Origin of the sequence: Methylobacterium pseudosasicola (assembly GCF_900114535.1) — a bacterium.
In the GTDB taxonomy this organism is placed as follows: Bacteria; Pseudomonadota; Alphaproteobacteria; order Rhizobiales; family Beijerinckiaceae; genus Methylobacterium; species Methylobacterium pseudosasicola.
In genome coordinates this window covers 32966-50139 of the sequence record NZ_FOTK01000023.1, presented here as the reverse complement: position 1 = coordinate 50139, position 17174 = coordinate 32966, and the positions used below count along the sequence as shown (strand labels likewise).

The window sequence follows — 17174 nt, the reverse complement described above, 5'->3', positions numbered from 1 at the left end:
GCTTCCATGCCATCTGAAGCAACCAGCAAGCCCTTCGACGCCGAGGTCATCGTCGTCGGCGCCGGACCCGTCGGCCTGACCACGGGGTGCGCAATGCGTCACCACGGGGTCGATTGCCTGATCCTGGAGGAGCGGATGGAGGTCCGGGCGTATTCCCGCGCCAACAACCTGTGGGCGCGGCCGCAGGAACTCCTGGCCTCCATCGGGCTGCGCGACGCCATCGCGGAGCGTGCCTACCCGGTCCGGTTGGTGAACTTCTTCATGAACGGCACGCCGACGACGCCGATCCGGATCGACGACGTCACCAGTCCCCACCCGCAGGTTCTCTACAGCGGGCAGGACGTCATCGAGACGACCTTGATCGAAACCTACGAAGGGCGCGGCGGACGGATGCAGCGCGGCGGCAAGGTCATGGCCGTCGCCCAGGACGGCGATGGCGTGACCGTCACGGTGAGGCGCGGGGACGACGGGCCTGAGGAGCGCCTGCGCTGCCGCTACCTCGTCGCCGCCGACGGCGCCAAGAGCACGGTGCGCGACCGGTTGGGCCTGAGCTTCGAGCCCGAACGGTTCGAGGGCCGGATGAACCGACAGGTCGACGCCAAGCTGTCCTGGCGGCGTTCGCTTGAGCCCGACCAGCTCTGGTTCTTCTATTACGAGCGCGGCTTCTGCGGCGTGATGCCGGTGTGGGGCGGCTATCACCGGCTGTTCTTCCTGGCCGACGACACGGGGGTGCCGGACCGCGATCCGACGCTGGACGAGATCCAGGCGGTGGCCCGCGAGGTCACGGGCGACGAGACCCTGACGCTGACCGACCCGCAATGGCTGACCCACAGCCGCTTCCAGTACGGTGTGTCGCCGGGATACGCTCGCGGCCGGGTGTTCCTGGCCGGCGATGCCGGGCACCTGTCCCTGCCCATCGGCGGCCAGGGTATGAACGCCGGCTTGCACGATGCCGTCGAGATCGCGTGGCGGCTGGCGATGACCCTGCGGGGCGAGGCGGCTCCGGCGTTGCTCAATTCCTACGATGCCGAGCGCGGCGGCGAGCACGCCAGGCTCAGCGAGCAGCAGGCGAAGGGCTTCCGCCGGACCGTCTACCGGGGACCCGTGACGGATGCGGCCCTCGGATTGGCCGCGAAGGTGGTGCCGGGCATTGGCGCCCTGCTCCAGGGCACGGACGACCTGCAGCAGCTCTCGGTCAGCTACCCGAAGAGCCCGCTCAACGAGGACCATCTCTCGGGTGTGACGCATCTCCTCCAGCGCGGACCGAAGGCCGGCGAGCGGGCTCCGGAGGCCGAGGTGACCGTTGACTGTGAGACGACGTCGCTGTTCCCGTTCATCTACAACCCGGACGGCGTGACGACGGGCTGGGCGTTGCTGTGCTTCGACGGGCGGTCCCCGGAAGCCGGCGCTTCGCTGCGCGCCGTCATCGAGGCCGTCGCCCCGTGGGGCTGGGTGCGCCCCCGGCTCGTCTTGGCGGGTCCTGCTTTCGAGGCGGGAGGGGCGCCGGTGCTGTCGGACCTCGACGGCAAGGCGCACGGCGCCTACGGCCTGGAAGGCCAGCCGTCGAGTGTCCTCGTTCGACCCGACGGGCATATCGCCTATCGTGACGCGGCCGACCGGCCGGAGCGCTTGGCTGCGTACTGCCGAAGGATCTTCGCCAGCGCGAGCAAGCCCACGGCGTGATCTCGATGCTGGTGACCTTCGCGGCCCCGGAGAAGGGAAGGTACCGCGGAAGGCAGGCGCGAGCGTCGGCAGTTTGAACTGACGAATTCGGTCGACACGCAGCCGGACCGATCAGGGCTGCTGTTACGGAGCGGCAGCCCTGATTTACTCTAGGTTTATCCGGTGCGGAACTTTGAAGTCCGAATGCGGATCATTGGAGCGCCTATCAATCAGCTACCCACCGCTGCGGACGGATGCAGCAGGGCTATCATGTTAGTGATTTTGATCGCTGGGTTCGCAGCGTCGCTCTCGCTGCATTCTCAAAACTTTGTCCGGAGTGCCGTTGGACGCCGACGTGGCTACGGCTTCACCTGACCCGTGCGAAGGACCCCGGGTGCGCCTTGGGCGCGGGCGAGGTGACCTGGGGGGCGGTCACACTGCTGTACCTCCATCAGAATACGAACTGACACCTATCCCTTCGCATTGCTGACAGATGGCCAGGGCCTACTGAAAAATTTCCATGGTCGTTGCAGCGGGTCCCGGCATGGAACCGCGCGCCCGGTCATCGGTTGACTGGCAGATTGTAGTTGTTCTAATTCGTAAGAGAGAACGGCACACCGCCGAACCGACACGGGAGCATAGAGACATGGCCAGCGCACATTGCGAGAGCTGCAAGTTCTTTGACGAGCATAAGGGCAACGGCGCGAGCGCCCAGGGCGATGCCGGCCTGTGCCGGTTCAACCCGCCGGTGAGCCAGCCGGCTCCGGAGTCCAAGGGTCTTTGGCCGGTCGTGACCGCCAACGACTGGTGCGGTCACTTCACCGCCGAGATGACCGCGGCCGAATAAGCCCAGGCGCACGCTTCGGCGACGGGCGCGCGAAAACCAGGCCATCGAGCTGTCGAATGACTCAGGGCCAGCCGCCACGGCTGGCCCTTTTTCGTGCCTTCACGCGGAATCAGATGTGAGGCCGGACCGTCCCCCGATCGCGCGGCAGGGCTGCTCCTCACGATCAACACGGTCACGCCAGCGGAGCCCGCGCTCCGACAGCAACATTATTCTTCCGAGACCGTTTCAAGAGCAATTATATTCCATCTTGTTGTCGTTGATTAGATAAAACCTGCGCCGGAACCGGATCTCCCGGTCCGCCGAGCTGCAATCTGCAAGCCGATCCTCCGGAACGTGAGATGAAATTACACTCTCAATCGGCAATTCTGAGGAGAACATTTTTCTATTCGTGACGAATTGGGAAAGCCGTTTCATTGACGTTGTGCAGCGCAAGCAGCAATTCTAGCGGCCTATTCGGATATCCGGTCGCGCGTCTGCCGCTCCTCACCGAGCAGGGCGGCCCGGCATTGTCGTAAGGCTTCTGCAATGACACGACCGAGACTCGTCGGACTGAGCGCGAACGTCCAACGCCCGTCCAAGACCCGCACGCTGGTCGATGCGGTGCTGCACGAGGCCTGCGCCCAAGCGGCGTTCGACGGGCGGATCTTCGACTTCGTCGATGCCGGCTCGGGCCTCGGGGCCGCCTGGACCCGGGACCAGCTGCCGCTGCCCGCCCGCAGGGTGCTCGACGCGATCGAGGAGGCGGACGGGCTCGTGGTCGGCTCGCCGGTCTACAAGGGCGCCTATACCGGCCTGTTCAAGCACCTGTTCGATCTGGTCGATCCGAACGCGCTCGCCGGCAAGCCCGTGGCCATCGTGGCCACCGGCGGCGGCGCCCGCCATGCCCTGGTGGTCGAGCACGCCTTCCGGCCGCTCTTCGGCTTCTTCGGCGCGCTCCAAATCCCGACCGCGGTCTACGCGTCCGACGCGGATTTCAGCGACGGCGTGCTGACCGAGGCCGGGGTGCGCGCCCGCGCCGCCGAGGCCGGCGCCCAGCTTTCCGCCCTGCTGCTGCACCGGGCGGCCGCGGCGACCGGCCCGGCCGAACTCGCCGCCGCCGAGTGAATCGGGCGATGCTCGACCGCCGCACCCTGCTGGCCGCGACGTTCCTGGCTGCGGCTGTCCCGGGCCTCCGGGGTGCCCGGGCAGCCGAGCCTGGCGTGCTGCGCATCGGCTACCAGAAGAACGGCATCCTGGTGGTGGCCAAGCAGCAGGCGATCATCGAGCGGCGCTTGGAGCCCCTGGGCCACACGGTGCGCTGGGTCGAGTTCTCGTTCGGGCCGCCGCTGCTCGAGGCCCTGTCCCTCGACGGGATCGATGTCGGGCTGACCGGCGATTCGCCGCCGATCTTCGCCCAGGCGGCGCGCTCCAGCCTTGTCTACGCGGCGGCCCAGGAGGCCGGCGGCTCCGGGGCCGGGATCCTGCTGCCCAAGGGCTCGCCCGTGCGCAGCCTCGCCGACCTCAAGGGCAAGCGCGTCGCCTTCGCCAAGGCGTCGAGCGCCCACAATCTCACGGTGGCGGCCCTGGAGAAGGGCGGTCTGAGTTACGCCGATATCGAGCCGGTGACCCTGGCCCCGGCCGACGCGGCGGCGGCCTTCGCCCGCGGCAGCGTCGATGCCTGGACGATCTGGGATCCGTATCTCGCCGTCGCCGAGGAGGCAGACGGGGTGCGGGTGCTCGCCCTCGCCACCGCCATCACGCCGCAGAACAATTTTCTCCTGGCGAGCCGGGCCTTCGCCGAGACCCGCGGCCCGGTGCTTGTCGCGGCGATCGACGCGTTGGGCGAGGTCGCGGCCTGGTGCCGGCAGAACCGCGGCGACGTTGCCGCGCTCCTGTCGCAGGGCACCGGCGTACCGCTGCCGGCCACGCGCCGGGCGGTGGACCGCACCGATTTCGTGATCGGGCCGATGACCGCCCGCATCACCGCCGAGCAGCAGGCCATCGCCGATCGGTTCTACGCCCTGAAGCTGATCCCGAAGCCGGTCCACGTCGCCGACGCGGTCTGGACGGCCCCCGCCCGCAACGGCTGACCTCATGACCGATCGCATCGCCCGCCCCCTTGCGTCCGGGCTCGCCCCGCACCGCCGAAAACTCCTGTCCGCGGGCCTCGGCCTCGCGGCGGCCAGCGTCCTGCGCCCGGCCCGGGCGGCGGGCGGCAGCGTGCGGGTCGGCTACCAGAAATATGGCTCCCTGGTGCTGCTGAAGGGCCGCGGCACCCTGGAGAAGGCGCTCCAGCCACTGGGCTACACTGTGGCGTGGTCGGAATTCCCGTCCGGGCCGCCGCTGATGGAGGCCCTGAATGCCGGCGCGGTCGATTTCGGCTCGGCCGGAGAAGCGCCGCCGATCTTCGCGCAGGCCGCGAGCGCGGAGCTGCGCTACGTCGCCACCGAGCCGCCGGCCCCTCGGGGTGAGGCGATCCTGGTGCCGAAGGACAGCCCGGTGCGCAGCGTCGCCGACCTGCGCGGCCGGACGCTCGCCCTCAACAAGGGCTCGAACGTCCATTTCCTGGTGGTGCGGGCGCTGGAGCAGGCCGGCGTACCCTACGATGCGGTGAAGTTCGCCTTCCTGGCCCCGGCGGACGCCAACGCCGCCTTCGTGCGCGGCTCCGTCGACGCCTGGGCGATCTGGGACCCGTATCTCGCCGCCGCGGAGCGGGCCACCGGCGCCCGGGTGCTGGCGGATGCGCAGGGCCTCGCGCCCAACCGCCAGTTCTACCTGTCCCGGCGCGGCTTCACCGATGCCAACCCGGAGGTGGTCGCGGCTGTGCTCAAGGCGATCGGAGAGGTCGATACCTGGGCGGCCGGCCATGCCGAGACCGTGGCGACGGACTTGGCACCCTCCGTAGGCATTCCAGCCCCCGTGCTCCGCGTCGCCCTCGATCGTCTGTCCTACGGGGTCACGCCCCTGGATGCCGCGGCGATCGCCGACCAGCAGCGGGTGGCCGACGCCTTCCACGGCCTCGGCCTGCTGCCGAAGCCGATCCGCGTGGCCGACGCGGTCTGGACACAGCCCGAACGCCGGGCGGAGAACCGATGATGCGCTCAACCCCTCTCGGCCGCCTGCGCGACACCGCCGTGCCCTGGCTCTTGCCGGTGGCGATCCTGCTGGGCTGGCAGGCCGCGGTCTCGGCCGGCCTCGTCTCCAACCGGTTCATGCCGGCGCCGCTCGACGTGGTCCGGGCCGGCTGGGATGCCGGGCGCACCGGGGAGCTCTGGACCAACCTCTGGGTCAGCACCCTGCGGGCGCTGTCGGGCTTCGCGGTGGGCGGCGGCATCGGCTTCGCGCTCGGTCTCGCCAACGGCCTGTCGCGCCTGTCGGAGCGGCTGACCGACACCTCGGTGCAGATGGTGCGTAACGTGCCCCATCTGTCGCTGATCCCGTTGGTGATCCTGTGGTTCGGCATCGGCGAGGAGGCCAAGCTGTTCCTGGTGGCGCTCGGCGTGTTCTTCCCGATCTACGCCAACACCCTGCACGGCATCCGCTCGGTGGATCCGGCGCTGGTGGAGATGGGCCGGGTCTACGGCATGTCGCGGACCGAGCTGTTCACCAAGGTGGTGCTGCCCGGTGCCCTGCCGTCGATCTTCGTCGGCCTGCGCTACGCGCTGGGCATCATGTGGCTGACGCTGATCGTCGCCGAGACGATCTCCGCCTCCTCGGGGCTCGGCTACATGGCCATGCAGGCCCGCGAGTTCATGCTGGTTGATGTCGTGGTGCTGGCGATCCTGATCTACGCCGCCCTGGGCAAGCTCGCGGACGCGCTGACGCGCCAGCTCGAGCGTGCCTGCCTCGCCTGGAACCCCGCCTACAGGAGCGCCTGATGCTGCTCGACGCCCTTCGCCGCGAGGCCCCGACCGATCTCGTCCCGGAAACCCGGGTCGCGGACGCGAACCCCGCGCCGGCGCCTCGACCGACGGAAACCGCCGGCCGCGGCATCGCCGTGACGGCCCGCGATCTCCGAAAGAGCTTCGACGGCCACGCCGTCATCGAGGGGCTCGATCTCTACCTGCCGGCCGGCGGCTTCACCGCAGTGGTCGGCCGCTCCGGCTGCGGCAAGAGCACCTTGCTGCGCCTGATCCTCGGGCTGGAGACACCCACCGGCGGCCGGATCGTCCTCGAAGGGCCCGAGACCGGCCCGCGCCGGAGCGATGCACCGAAGCGGATCATGTTCCAGGAGCCGCGCCTGCTGCCCTGGGCCCGGGTGGTCGACAACGTCACGGTCGGCCTGTCCGGCCAGGGCTCCCGAGCCGAGCGCCGGGACAAGGCGCTCGCGGCCCTGGCCGAGGTCGGCTTGTCCGACAAGGCCGGGCAATGGCCTGCGACCCTGTCGGGCGGCCAGCGCCAGCGCGTGGCGCTGGCCCGGGCGCTGGTGGGCCGGCCGGGCCTGCTGGCGCTCGACGAGCCCCTCGGCGCCCTCGACGCGCTGACTCGCATCGGCATGCAGGACCTGATCGAGCGGATCTGGCTGGCGCAGGGCTTCACCGCGCTCTTGGTCACCCACGACGTCTCCGAGGCGGTGGCGCTCGCCGACCGCATCCTGGTGGTCGAGGCCGGGCGCATCGCCCTCGACCTGCGGGTCGACGTGCCGCGCCCGCGCCGGCGCGGGGATCCGGATCTGGCTCGCCTCGAAGGGCGTATCCTCGATCACCTGCTCGGCACGCCGCAGGACGACTGACGGCGGGCCGCCGTTTCCCGGAAGCGGCGGCTTGCCCTAAAGCATCGTCCCGAAAGGTGGCTGCCGGCTTTCGGAAAAAGACGATGCCCTAGCCCTTGATGATCGCCGGATGCGAGAAGTCGGATCCGGCTTTTCCGCATCCGGCCCGCAACCGCACTGGAGACCCCGATGACCACGACGCATGATGGGCGCGCCGACGTCCTCTGGTTCCTGCCGACCCACGGCGACGGCCGCTATCTCGGCGCTCAGGAAGGGGCTCGCGAGGTCTCGATCAACTACCTCCGGCAGATCGCCCAGGGCACCGACGAGCTCGGCTATTACGGCGTGCTGCTGCCGACCGGGCGCTCCTGCGAGGATTCCTGGATCATCGCCTCGGCGCTGGCGCCGCTGACCAAGCAGCTGCGCTTCCTGGTGGCGGTGCGGCCGGGCCTGATGGAGCCGTCCGCGGCGGCCCGCATGACCGCGACCCTCGACCGGATCTCGGACGGACGCCTCCTGATCAACGTCGTCACCGGCGGCGACCCGGTGGAGCTGGCCGGCGACGGCGTGTTCCTGTCCCATGACGAGCGCTACGTCGTCACCGACGAGTTCCTGACGATCTGGCGCGGCCTGCTCTCGGGCGAGACTGTGACCTACCAGGGCAAGCATCTGCGCGCCGAGAACGGCCGGGTGATCTTCCCGCCGGTGCAGAAGCCGTATCCGCCGCTCTATTTCGGCGGGTCCTCGCCGGCCGGAATGGAAGTCGCGGCCGAGCATTGCGACGTCTATCTCACCTGGGGCGAGCCCCCGGCCCAGGTCGCGGAGAAGATCGCCGCCGCCCGGCAGGCCGCGGAGGCCAAGGGCAAGGAATTCTCCTACGGCATCCGCCTGCACGTGATCGCCCGGGAGACCGAGGCCGAGGCCTGGGACGCTGCAGAGAAGCTGATCTCGAAACTCGACGACGCCACCATCGCGAAGGCGCAGGAGACCCTGAAGCGGCAGGATTCGGTCGGCCAGAGCCGGATGATGGCGCTCCACGGCGGCAACCGCGACAAGCTCGTGGTCTCGCCCAACCTCTGGGCCGGGGTCGGGCTGGTGCGCGGCGGCGCCGGCACGGCGCTGGTCGGCTCGGCCGATCAGGTCGCCGACCGGATGAAGGAATACATCGATCTTGGGATCGACCGCTTCATCCTCTCGGGCTACCCGCATCTCGAGGAAGCCTACCGCTTCGCCGAACTGGTCTTCCCGAAACTGCCCCTGCGCGCCACCACGGGCCGGCCGGTGGGCAACGCCCGCAACGACGGCCCGTTCGGCGAGATCGTCGCCAACGACATCGTGCTCACCCGGCGCGTCGGCGCGCACTGATCGGCCGGACCTCACCGCCCGGCGGGTGCACGCATCCGCCGGGGGCGCGGTCATCCCGGGATGACGCGGGAAAATCCTGGGTGCGCACCGGCTGCGCCCTCAGGTTTCTTGTCGTGCACACATAGCCGGGCTGCACAGTCGCCATCCCGGCGTCATGGTGGTGCCATCGTTGGCGCTCATCCGCCGCGTCCATCACCGCACGACCTGTTCGCGCGGTCATTGGTCATCGACAAGGATATCCATGACTTCGACCAAGGCGGTCCTCCTGACCCTCGGTCTCTGCCTCGGCCCGGCCGCGGCGCTGGCCGAGCAATCCCCGGCCCGCGAGGCGCTCAAGCAGCACTGCACCGGCGATTACATGGATTATTGCAGCGCCTACGCGCCCGGCGGCCCGGAAGTCGAGGCCTGCTTCAAGGCGAACATGAAGAACCTGTCGCCCGGCTGCTCCGCGGCGATCACCGCCTACAAGCAGGAGAAGAAGGCGACCAAGCGCGTCAGCGAAGTGCGCTGAGGCTTCATCGCCCTGAATGAGGAGGGCTGCCGCCTCGGTGATCGCTCGCGCGCTCTAGGCCAGCCGAATCCTGAATTCCCTCGACAGAAGCTGGCATCGCGAAGCGCGGCCAGCCCGCGGCGCCCTTTCCCGGGCGCATGCAGCGCCAGCGGCATGCGACTCGGGACCCAGCGCCATATGGCGCGAAGCGTCCGCACGCAGCAACGTTGCTTCTCAATCGTGCCGCTTCGCGGCGCTCGCTCTGCCGGATCCCGGATCACCTTCCACTGACGTTCCAGGCGTCCGGGAAAGGGCCGCGTTTCATCCACCGGTGCGGGTGAAGCAGGCACGGTGCCAGGACCTCACCGCACCGCGAGCCCCAGCGGGGCTGCGCGGCAATTGAGATGGGCCGGGTTGGTGGAGACCACCCCGGCATTGCAGCCACCTTGCAGGCCGACATAGAGCGGCGTCCCGCCCGGGCCGGCGGCGGCGAGGTAGCCGATCGGCCGCGTGCCGGCGTCGAGATGATGCGGGTTGTTGGTGACCAGGCCGGCATCGAGCCCGGCCGCGGTGCCGGCATAGACCGGCGCGTCGGCGGGGGAGGATGGCTGCGCCAGGGTCGCGCCGATCGGGGCCGTGGCGCAGCCCTTGTAGCCCGGGTCGATCGTGACCTCGCCGGCGTTGCAGCCCTGTTGCGTCCCGACATAGAGCGCCACACCCGGAGCCCGCACGGCCGCGGGTGCCGGAATGGCGGGGAGGGGGGCCGGCCGGCCGCCGGTCAGGGCCGCCCGCAGGGCGACGAGGCCCGCTCGGACATCCTGCAGGGTGCCGACCACCACGTAGCAGGTGTAGCTGTGCGCCCCCGCCGGGACGTTGTTTTCCCGGAAGGCGCAGTTCCACTTCACCGTGGCGTTGCCCGAGCCCGGCAAGGTCGAGAAGTCGAACCGGCCGTAACCGGCATTCGGCACCGTCGGCTGGGGGAGGGCGGGGCTGTAGACGCCCATCGCACGGGAGCCGTCGGGGGTGGCGAGGATCACCGGCACGGCCTGCTCGCCCGGCCCGGCGGAGAGCGGCTGGGACTGGCCCGTCGCCGGGTCGAGGCTCCAGAACGCCGTGAAGTCCGGCGGCATGTAGGCGGTCGCCGCCTCGAAGGTCGCCGATTCGTGGGCCTGCGCGGTGATGTAGGTGGCGCGGTACGCAATGGCGTTGGCCACGCCCGCCGCGCCCAGGGTGACGGTCTTGGCCAGGACGTCGTCGGAACGCGGCCCGGCATGGGGGCCGGGTCCCTTTGGGCAGCTGCCGGTGACGCGCCCCGGCTCGATCCAGTAGGCCATCTGCGCCCGGGTCTGGAGCGTGTCGGGGCCGACCTTGAGCTCGGTCAGCCGAGTCGTGCTGCGGGGGCCCGTGCCGTCTGAATCGCTGCCCGCCTCGGTGGGGTTCAGGCACTCGCCGTAGCCGTCATACGAAGACGCCGATTGCAGCTCGCGGCCGTGGTCGTGAGCGTTGATGAACTGCGTGCCGGCCCAGGTCAGGCTGTCGATCGCCCCGCCGGTCCGGGACGAGACACCCACCGTGATCGGCGATCCCTTGAACGCCCGGCTGATCGTCGCCCGGCCGCCGGGCTCGGGCCAGACGATCGATGGGGCATCCTCGGCCTGCGCGGCCCCCGCGAGGCCGGCGAGCAGGAGCGCAGCGCGCAACGGACGAGGCAGGCGGGTCGAGGCGGGCATCGGCGGCTCCTGTGGGGGGCCGGCTTAGAGCATGAGGCGGGGGAGGGGAATCCGGCAGCAGAAGCGACAAGTCGCGTCAGGAGACGATCCCCGCGGCCGCCGTCTCGCAGAGTTCCGGACTCGACGTGACCGGTTGAAACCTGGACAGAAGCGTCGTCCGGCCGTTGCAGCCGGCACGATAATTTAAGTGCCGGGCTGCCATCGGGTTAGAAGAGCGCCGGCCAAGCTTGATTCGTGTCGATCCGCCAGGCGCCTCCCCGCGCGGCGGCGAGGGATCTGCTGCACCGGCCGGGAACACATCTTCGGAATGCGGATGCCGTGCCGATGACAACCAGCGATATGGCATCCGCCCAGGGCGGGCGGGCGACCGAGGGGCGCGAGGCGCTGATGCGCACGGCGCGCACGATCGCGGCCGCGGCCGTTGCCGCCATGGTGCTGCTGCTTGATCTCATCAGCTTCTCGCAGCTGATCTTTTCCGGTCCGCTGGCGGAGAGCCGCGTCGCCGGCATGTCGGCGATGCTGGCGGCCTACGTGCTGGGCAGCCTCGTCTTCGTCGCGCTCCGGCGGACGGTGGTTGTGTCGCTGTCCTTCATCGGGGCGGCGGCGATCGTGCAGGCGGCGATCGCCGCCGCGGTGGCCGGGGAGCTGCGGGATGCGGGCGTCACCGATCCCGCCACGGTCGGCCGGATCGTGCTCGTCGCCTGCGGCGTCTCGACCTTCGCCACTGGTCTCGTCTTCGCGCTGCTCGGTACGCTGCGCGCCTCGCTGCTGGCGCAGCTCCTGCCCTACCCGGTCCTCACCGGCTTCCTCGGCGGCGTCGGGCTGCTGTTCCTGAAGAGCGGCCTGCAGATCGGCGCCCATCTCGACGATCCCGCCGCCGCGCTGCTGGGCCTGCTCGATCCGGCGATGCTCGACCCGAGCCGGATCGACCTCGGACTGCTCGCTCGCATCGCCCTGACCTTCGGCATCGGGTTCTGCGCCTTCTACCTGCCCCGGCGCATCAAGCATTGGGGCACCTACCCGACGGTCATCCTGGCGAGCCTCGTGGTCGTCCATCTCGGCCTGGCCTGGCAGGGCATCGACACGGGAGCCGCACAGGCCGCCGGCTGGCTGATCGAGGCCCTGCCCGCGGGATCCCTGCTGCAGGCCCCGGCCGCGATGGCGCTCCAGGCCCTCGACCCCGCCCTGCTCCTGCCGATCCTGCCCCGGATCGCCACCGAGATCGTGGTCGCGGTCATCATCCAGATCCTCTACGTCATCAGCGTCGAGCTGGAGATGCGGCGCGAGCTCAACATCGACCGGATGTTCGTCGCCTCCGGCGCGGCCAACTTGGTCGGCAGCCTTTTCGGCAGCCCCGCCATGGGGTTCGGGCGGACCTCGACGCTGCTGCTGCACAATATCGGCGGCAGCCACTGGCTCGGCTGGTGGCTGACGCTCGCCGTGATGGCGGCGCTGCTGGTGTTCGGCGCGAGCCCGCTGGCGCTGCTGCCGCGCCCGCTCGCCGGGGGCGCCCTGATCGCCATCGGCCTGGGCCTGCTGGTCAACCTCGCGCTCGCCTGCCGGACCTTCCCGGTCTGGGAGACCGGCATCGCCCTGGCGGTGTGCGCGGCGACCGCCCTGTTCGGCGCCACCACGGGCTTCCTGGTCGGCGTCGTGCTGGCGATCCTGATCTTCGCGGTCCAGTACGGCCAGATCCCGGCGGTGCGCCGGGCGCTGTCCGGCTCGGAGCGGCGCAGCAGCATCATCCGCGCCCCCGACACCGCCGAGCTGCTGCGCGAGGCCGGGCACCGGACGCGGATCTATGCTCTGCAGGGCTACCTGTTCTTCCTCAACGCCCAGACGATCTATCGCCGGAGCGCCGCGGAGCCCGGGACCCTGCGCACCCTGATCCTGGATTTCCGCGATTGCGTCGGGCTCGACAGCTCGGCGCTGATCGCGTTCCGCAAGATCAGCCAGCGCGCCGAGCAGTGCGGCTTCGACGTGCTCCTGGTCCATCTGGGCCCGGCGGCCCGCAAGCAGGTCGAGCGCGGCGGTCTCGCCGGGCCGCGGCTGCGGATGCGCGATACCCTGGACGAGGCCTTGCGCGAGGCCGAGACGACCCTGCTGGCCGAGTCCGGCTCGGGCGGGGAGGGGGCCGTCGCGCTGTTTGCCGAACACATGGCCGACCGGCTCGGCTGCGCCCTCGCGCCGGCCGATTTCGCGCCGTATCTCGCCGTCCGCACCCTGGCGGCCGGGGAGGCGCTGCTGCGCCAGGGCGAGGCGGCCGACAGCCTGTACTTCCTCGAACAGGGTGTGGTCTCCATCGAGATGGAGCTGCCCGGCCGCCCGAACCTGCGCCTGCGCACCACCACGGCCGGCACGGTGATCGGCGAGATCGGGCTGGTGCAGGGCGGACGGCGCACTGCCACCGCCATCGCCGAGAGCCCCTGCCGGGTGGTGGGCGTCGACCGGGCCGCGCTGGCCCGGATGGAGCGCGAGCGCCCGGACCTCGCCCTGTCCCTGCAGCGCTTCCTGATCCTGGAGCTCGCCGGCAAGGTCGCCGACACCAACCGGCTGCTAGAAGCCGAGCTGACTTGAGACTCCCATCGCTCTACTGGGCCGCCGCCAGCACGGCGGCGAGCCCGATATGGGTCACCTGGTGCAGGAACTGATCGGCCCCGATCAGCCACCAGAACCGGGCATCGGTGGCCGGAAAGTGGGTCCGCTGGCCGACCAGAGCCTTGCCGCGGTCGATGCCCGTGTGGATCACGAAATCCACGAGCGCCAGCCACCACAGAGCGGGCTTGACCGCCAGGGCGATCAGCAGCGTCCCGAGCCCGTGCAGGCCGGTATGGGCGCAGAGCGGCCCGGCCCAGGCCGAAGCGCGCTCCTTGCCCTGGGCCATCCAGTTGGTCTGAAGCAAAAAATCCGCCGCGAGGTGCTTCACCGAGAAGGCGACGAGCAGGAGCGCGAAGGCGCCCACCGGAACGGGCGTGTCGACGGACGGCATTCCGGCCCTGTCTCTCCTGGCGCGGTACCGGGGCGATCCGCTTCCGCGCCTCGAATCATAGCTTCTTCCCCATACACCCGGCTGCGCCTCCAACCGCGTGATGAGGCACACAGGCCATCCCTCGACACACAGAGAATCGGGTTTCCAAAGAGCTCGTAGCCCTTTGGCCGGGTTCGGGGGCGGAGCCCCCGAGATCCACAGGCCCGAGTCCTTCGGGATGATGCTTCAAACCGTGAGGATGACACGCCCCGTCGTGCGTCCGCCCTCCAGATCGGCATGGGCCCGGGCCGCGTCCCGGAGGTCGTATGCGGCTCCGATCGGGCTGATCAGGCCGGCCTCCAGGGCTGCGATCAGGTCCGCGCTGCCGCGTCGGTAAAGCTCCGGATCGTCGGCGTAGGCGATCACGCTCGGCCGCATCAGGGCGACCGGACGGCCGCCACCCAGCATCTCGACGCGGACAGGCGGGATCGGGCCGGCCGGTTGCCCGACGCTTGCGAGCATTCCGAAGGGCCGGACCGCCGCGAAGGTCCGGGCCAGCATGTCGCCGCCGATGCCGTCGATCGCCAGATGCACGCCCTGCCCATCCGCCAGGGCCCGGGCCCGCTCGGCCCAGTCGCCGTCCCCGTGCAGGAGCACCGCGTCGGCGCCGGCCTCCAAAGCCAGCGCGCGTTTCCCTTCGGAGCCGACCGTGCCGACGACCTGCGCCCCGAGGCGCTTCGCCCAGCGGGTGACGATCTGGCCGAGCCCGCCGGCGGCGGCGTGGACCAGGATCCAGTCGCCGGGTCCGACGGCCCGCACCTTGTGCAGCAGCATATGGGCGGTCAGGCCGCGCAGCATGGTGCCGCCGACGTCGCGGTCGGACAGGGTGTCGGGCAGCCGCACCAGGCGTTCCGCCGGCAGGATCCGGGCCTCGGCATAGGCCCCCATCGGCCGCCCGTGATAGGCGACGCGGTCGCCGGGCTTCAGGGTCGCGACCCCCGGGCCGACGGCCTCGACCGTCCCGGCCCCCTCGAAACCCAGCACTGCCGGACAGGCCTCGACCGGATAAAGGCCAGTCCGAAAGTAGATGTCGACGAAATTCACGCCGATCACGGAGTGCCGGATGCGAACCGCGTTCGGGCCGGGTTCGCCAATGTCGATCTCGGTCGCCGTCAGGACATCCGGCGCGCCGGGCCTGGTCATCATCATCGCTGTCGTCATGGTCCACCTCCTACCCGGACAGCGAACCGCGTTTTAGTCTGCGCGAAAATTCGGGATCTCTTCACAGGTCCCGTGCGAAATCTCACCGATGGTCGATTGGCAGGACCTCCACCACTTCGCGGTCCTCGCCCGGGCCGGCTCGCTCTCGGCCGCGGCCCGGGATCTCGGCGTCGATCACGCGACGATCGGCCGGCGGGTCGCGTCCCTCGAAGACGCCCTGGCGCTGCGGCTGATCGAGCGCCTGCCGCGCCGGGTCGCGCTGACCCCGGAGGGGATCGCCATCGCGGCCCTGGCCGCCGAGATCGCCGGCACCGTGCAGGCGATCGAGCGGCGTGCCCGGGGCTACGCGGCGTCGCCGGTCGCCACGGTCCGGATCAGTGCGCCGCCCGCATTGGCGGCCCGTCTGATCGCCCCGCAGGTCGCGGACTTCCATCGGGCGCATCCCGGCATCACCCTGGTCCTGTCCGGCGCCGCCCGGATCGCGGCGCTCGACCGCGGGGAGGCGGAGATCGCCGTGCGGCTGACCCGCCCCGACGACCCAGAACTGCTGATCCGCCGGATCGGCGTGATGCGGTTCGGGCTCTACGCGACGTCAAATCAGGCCGCGAAGCCCCCGGAGGACTGGACGTTCATCGGCTACGATTCCGCGTTGGAGCATGTCCCGCAGCAGGCCTGGCTGCGGAGCCTGCTGGCGGGCCGGCCGATCGTGTTCCAGGCCAGCGACCTGTTCGGCCAGCAGGAGGCGGCCCGGGCCGGCCTCGGCGCCGTCGTCCTGCCCCGCTTCCTCGGGGACGGCGACGTGGCTCTGGTCCGCCTCCCGGTCGAGCAAAAGCCGCCGCCCCGGGATGTCTGGCTCGTGACCTATCCCGACCTGAAGCGCTCGCCGGTGATCCGCGCGGCGCTGGCGTTTCTGGCCCGGGTGATCGCTCTCGGATGCCCGGTCGCTTCGCCTGCGGCGTAGGTCGGAGCGCCACGCTTCAGAACGCGGCCTCGCCATAGCCGAGCGGGGTGACGCGGAAGACGAACCGGATCTCGGCCTCGGCATCCGGCAGCGCCAGGGCGCTGACCGGACCAGCGATGATCTTAGCGCCACGCTCCACGTGGGCAGCGTAGCGGCCCCGGCGGCCGAGCGCGGCCAGGGCGCACAGGACGTGCCGGGCCGCGCGGGGCCGCCAGGCGCCGTTCTCGCGGAGCCAGAGGGTTTCGTCCGCGGGCCACAGCCGGACGGGGTGCCGGGCGTCGTCCCGCACGGGGGTTTCCGGCTTCCGGAAAGCGAAGTTCCCAAGCCGAAGACCGATCGCGTCGCGGACGATCCGGGGCGTCACGAGCGGACGCCCCAGGCCGCGGCGTGAAGCGTCCGGAGGCTGGCCACCGGGACCGCCGGGCGGATCCGGGGCGCGGGCGAGACCGGGCCGATGGCGACCAGCCGGACCAGCTCGGCGGCCAGCCCGGGATAGTCCGCGAGGTGCACGCCGTCCGGATAGAGTCCCGTTCGGGCGAGCCCCGAGCCATCGTCGCGCAGGGCCGCGAACGGATCGAAGAAGCTGTGGCCGCCCGCGCGGCAGAGCGCCGCGAGGCGGTCCGAGAAGGCCGCGACGGCGGCGGGATCCCGGCCCGTCGCCCAGGCGCCGATCGGCGGGATCGCGGCGACGAAGACCTGCGCCGACCAGACCTCCAGGATCCGCAGGATGCGCCGAACCTCGGCCTCGAACCGGCGTTCGGTGGAGGCCCGCTCCGGATGCCGCCAGCGCAGGATATCGTTGGTGCCGATGATCAGCACCGAGGCCGCGCAGCGAATCGGGGCGCGCAGGTCCGCGAGATGGGCCGCGCAATCGGCTGCGGTGCTGCCGCCGATGCCGAGATTGATGCAGGGCCGGCCTCCGAAATCCGGCGTCCCGAGGAACTCGACATGCGAATTGCCGGCCAGGATTACGCTCTCCGGCGCGGCTTTGCGGAGCGCCGCGCGCAGGGCCGGGCCCCGCTCGGCCAGGCGGTTGCGGACGCACCGCTCATGCCGCCAATGCCGGGCGGCGGTCGCGATCCAGGGTGCGTGCATGGCGGTCCCGAACAGGCGTGAGGGATCGATCGCGCCCGGGGTTGCCCGGGCGCGGGGATGCAGAAAGAACCGTGACGAGACCGTGCCGCCGGCCAGATATCCTGGTGTTACAGCATCGGAAACACCTTGTTACTTTGCATCATCG

The 17174-nt window shown here is 70.5% G+C and carries 16 protein-coding genes; 11 read left to right on the top strand and 5 right to left on the bottom strand.

What is annotated here, in order from left to right; genetic code table 11:
* Positions 1–6 precede the first annotated feature (6 nt).
* The 9 genes from BM228_RS20675 (at position 7) to BM228_RS20635 (ending at position 9075) form a co-directional block, all read left to right on the top strand.
* Positions 7–1683, top strand: coding sequence for an FAD-dependent monooxygenase (locus BM228_RS20675; protein WP_092043567.1), 1677 nt, complete (start codon positions 7–9; stop codon positions 1681–1683).
* A gap of 625 nt (positions 1684–2308) precedes the next feature.
* A complete protein-coding gene (locus BM228_RS20670; RefSeq protein WP_092043566.1) occupies positions 2309–2509 on the top strand; it encodes a hypothetical protein in 201 nt (66 codons plus the stop codon).
* 525 nt (positions 2510–3034) lie between these two features.
* Positions 3035–3613, top strand: coding sequence for an FMN reductase (gene msuE, locus BM228_RS20665; RefSeq protein ID WP_092043564.1), 579 nt, complete (start codon positions 3035–3037; stop codon positions 3611–3613).
* Positions 3614–3621: 8 nt separating this feature from the next.
* Positions 3622–4578 (top strand): aliphatic sulfonate ABC transporter substrate-binding protein, encoded by a 957-nt coding sequence (locus tag BM228_RS20660; protein ID WP_092043562.1) that lies wholly within the window; start codon positions 3622–3624, stop codon positions 4576–4578.
* A 4-nt stretch (positions 4579–4582) separates the two neighbouring features.
* Positions 4583–5584, top strand: coding sequence for a sulfonate ABC transporter substrate-binding protein (locus tag BM228_RS20655; protein ID WP_092043561.1), 1002 nt, complete (start codon positions 4583–4585; stop codon positions 5582–5584).
* Complete coding sequence (gene ssuC / locus BM228_RS20650) at positions 5584–6366, top strand: aliphatic sulfonate ABC transporter permease SsuC (protein ID WP_092043657.1); 783 nt, start codon at positions 5584–5586, stop codon at positions 6364–6366. Before BM228_RS20655 ends, ssuC begins: the two co-directional genes overlap by 1 nt.
* Positions 6366–7220 (top strand): ATP-binding cassette domain-containing protein, encoded by an 855-nt coding sequence (locus BM228_RS20645; RefSeq protein ID WP_208612070.1) that lies wholly within the window; start codon positions 6366–6368, stop codon positions 7218–7220. The genes ssuC and BM228_RS20645 overlap by 1 nt, the downstream gene beginning before the upstream one ends.
* Before the next feature lie 168 nt (positions 7221–7388).
* Entirely contained in the window at positions 7389–8564 is a 1176-nt protein-coding gene (ssuD, locus tag BM228_RS20640; RefSeq protein ID WP_092043559.1) for an FMNH2-dependent alkanesulfonate monooxygenase, read from the top strand.
* Positions 8565–8805: 241 nt separating this feature from the next.
* Positions 8806–9075 (top strand): hypothetical protein, encoded by a 270-nt coding sequence (locus tag BM228_RS20635; RefSeq protein ID WP_092043558.1) that lies wholly within the window; start codon positions 8806–8808, stop codon positions 9073–9075.
* A 341-nt stretch (positions 9076–9416) separates the two neighbouring features.
* Here BM228_RS20635 and BM228_RS20630 read toward each other — a convergent pair whose 3' ends face one another.
* Positions 9417–10784, bottom strand: a complete 1368-nt coding sequence (locus tag BM228_RS20630; protein WP_092043556.1) for a hypothetical protein — start codon at positions 10782–10784, stop codon at positions 9417–9419.
* Between the two features lie 324 nt (positions 10785–11108).
* Between BM228_RS20630 and BM228_RS20625 the strand changes: the two genes are divergently transcribed.
* Positions 11109–13361, top strand: a complete 2253-nt coding sequence (locus BM228_RS20625) for a cyclic nucleotide-binding domain-containing protein (RefSeq protein ID WP_092043554.1) — start codon at positions 11109–11111, stop codon at positions 13359–13361.
* A gap of 13 nt (positions 13362–13374) precedes the next feature.
* Here BM228_RS20625 and BM228_RS20620 read toward each other — a convergent pair whose 3' ends face one another.
* Positions 13375–13773, bottom strand: a complete 399-nt coding sequence (locus tag BM228_RS20620; RefSeq protein WP_092043553.1) for a DUF3307 domain-containing protein — start codon at positions 13771–13773, stop codon at positions 13375–13377.
* A 225-nt stretch (positions 13774–13998) separates the two neighbouring features.
* Positions 13999–14973 (bottom strand): quinone oxidoreductase family protein, encoded by a 975-nt coding sequence (locus BM228_RS20615; RefSeq protein ID WP_092043551.1) that lies wholly within the window; start codon positions 14971–14973, stop codon positions 13999–14001.
* A gap of 88 nt (positions 14974–15061) precedes the next feature.
* Between BM228_RS20615 and BM228_RS20610 the strand changes: the two genes are divergently transcribed.
* A complete protein-coding gene (locus BM228_RS20610; protein ID WP_092043549.1) occupies positions 15062–15934 on the top strand; it encodes a LysR family transcriptional regulator in 873 nt (290 codons plus the stop codon).
* A 16-nt stretch (positions 15935–15950) separates the two neighbouring features.
* On the opposite strand, the gene BM228_RS20605 is transcribed toward BM228_RS20610, so the two are convergent.
* A complete protein-coding gene (locus tag BM228_RS20605; protein ID WP_092043654.1) occupies positions 15951–16223 on the bottom strand; it encodes a hypothetical protein in 273 nt (90 codons plus the stop codon).
* A gap of 71 nt (positions 16224–16294) precedes the next feature.
* Entirely contained in the window at positions 16295–17029 is a 735-nt protein-coding gene (locus tag BM228_RS20600; protein ID WP_092043548.1) for an SGNH/GDSL hydrolase family protein, read from the bottom strand.
* Between the last annotated feature and the right edge of the window lie 145 nt (positions 17030–17174).

Coding starts and splice junctions, on each gene's coding strand:
- BM228_RS20610 (WP_092043549.1), top strand. CDS start 15,062: ATGGTCGATTGGCAGGACCTCCACCACTTCGCGGTCCTCGCCCGGGCC.
- BM228_RS20630 (WP_092043556.1), bottom strand. CDS start 10,784: ATGCCCGCCTCGACCCGCCTGCCTCGTCCGTTGCGCGCTGCGCTCCTG.
- msuE (WP_092043564.1), top strand. CDS start 3,035: ATGACACGACCGAGACTCGTCGGACTGAGCGCGAACGTCCAACGCCCG.
- BM228_RS20625 (WP_092043554.1), top strand. CDS start 11,109: ATGACAACCAGCGATATGGCATCCGCCCAGGGCGGGCGGGCGACCGAG.
- BM228_RS20600 (WP_092043548.1), bottom strand. CDS start 17,029: ATGCACGCACCCTGGATCGCGACCGCCGCCCGGCATTGGCGGCATGAG.
- BM228_RS20615 (WP_092043551.1), bottom strand. CDS start 14,973: ATGACGACAGCGATGATGATGACCAGGCCCGGCGCGCCGGATGTCCTG.
- BM228_RS20655 (WP_092043561.1), top strand. CDS start 4,583: ATGACCGATCGCATCGCCCGCCCCCTTGCGTCCGGGCTCGCCCCGCAC.
- ssuD (WP_092043559.1), top strand. CDS start 7,389: ATGACCACGACGCATGATGGGCGCGCCGACGTCCTCTGGTTCCTGCCG.
- BM228_RS20675 (WP_092043567.1), top strand. CDS start 7: ATGCCATCTGAAGCAACCAGCAAGCCCTTCGACGCCGAGGTCATCGTC.
- BM228_RS20645 (WP_208612070.1), top strand. CDS start 6,366: ATGCTGCTCGACGCCCTTCGCCGCGAGGCCCCGACCGATCTCGTCCCG.
- BM228_RS20670 (WP_092043566.1), top strand. CDS start 2,309: ATGGCCAGCGCACATTGCGAGAGCTGCAAGTTCTTTGACGAGCATAAG.
- BM228_RS20635 (WP_092043558.1), top strand. CDS start 8,806: ATGACTTCGACCAAGGCGGTCCTCCTGACCCTCGGTCTCTGCCTCGGC.
- BM228_RS20620 (WP_092043553.1), bottom strand. CDS start 13,773: ATGCCGTCCGTCGACACGCCCGTTCCGGTGGGCGCCTTCGCGCTCCTG.
- BM228_RS20660 (WP_092043562.1), top strand. CDS start 3,622: ATGCTCGACCGCCGCACCCTGCTGGCCGCGACGTTCCTGGCTGCGGCT.
- ssuC (WP_092043657.1), top strand. CDS start 5,584: ATGCGCTCAACCCCTCTCGGCCGCCTGCGCGACACCGCCGTGCCCTGG.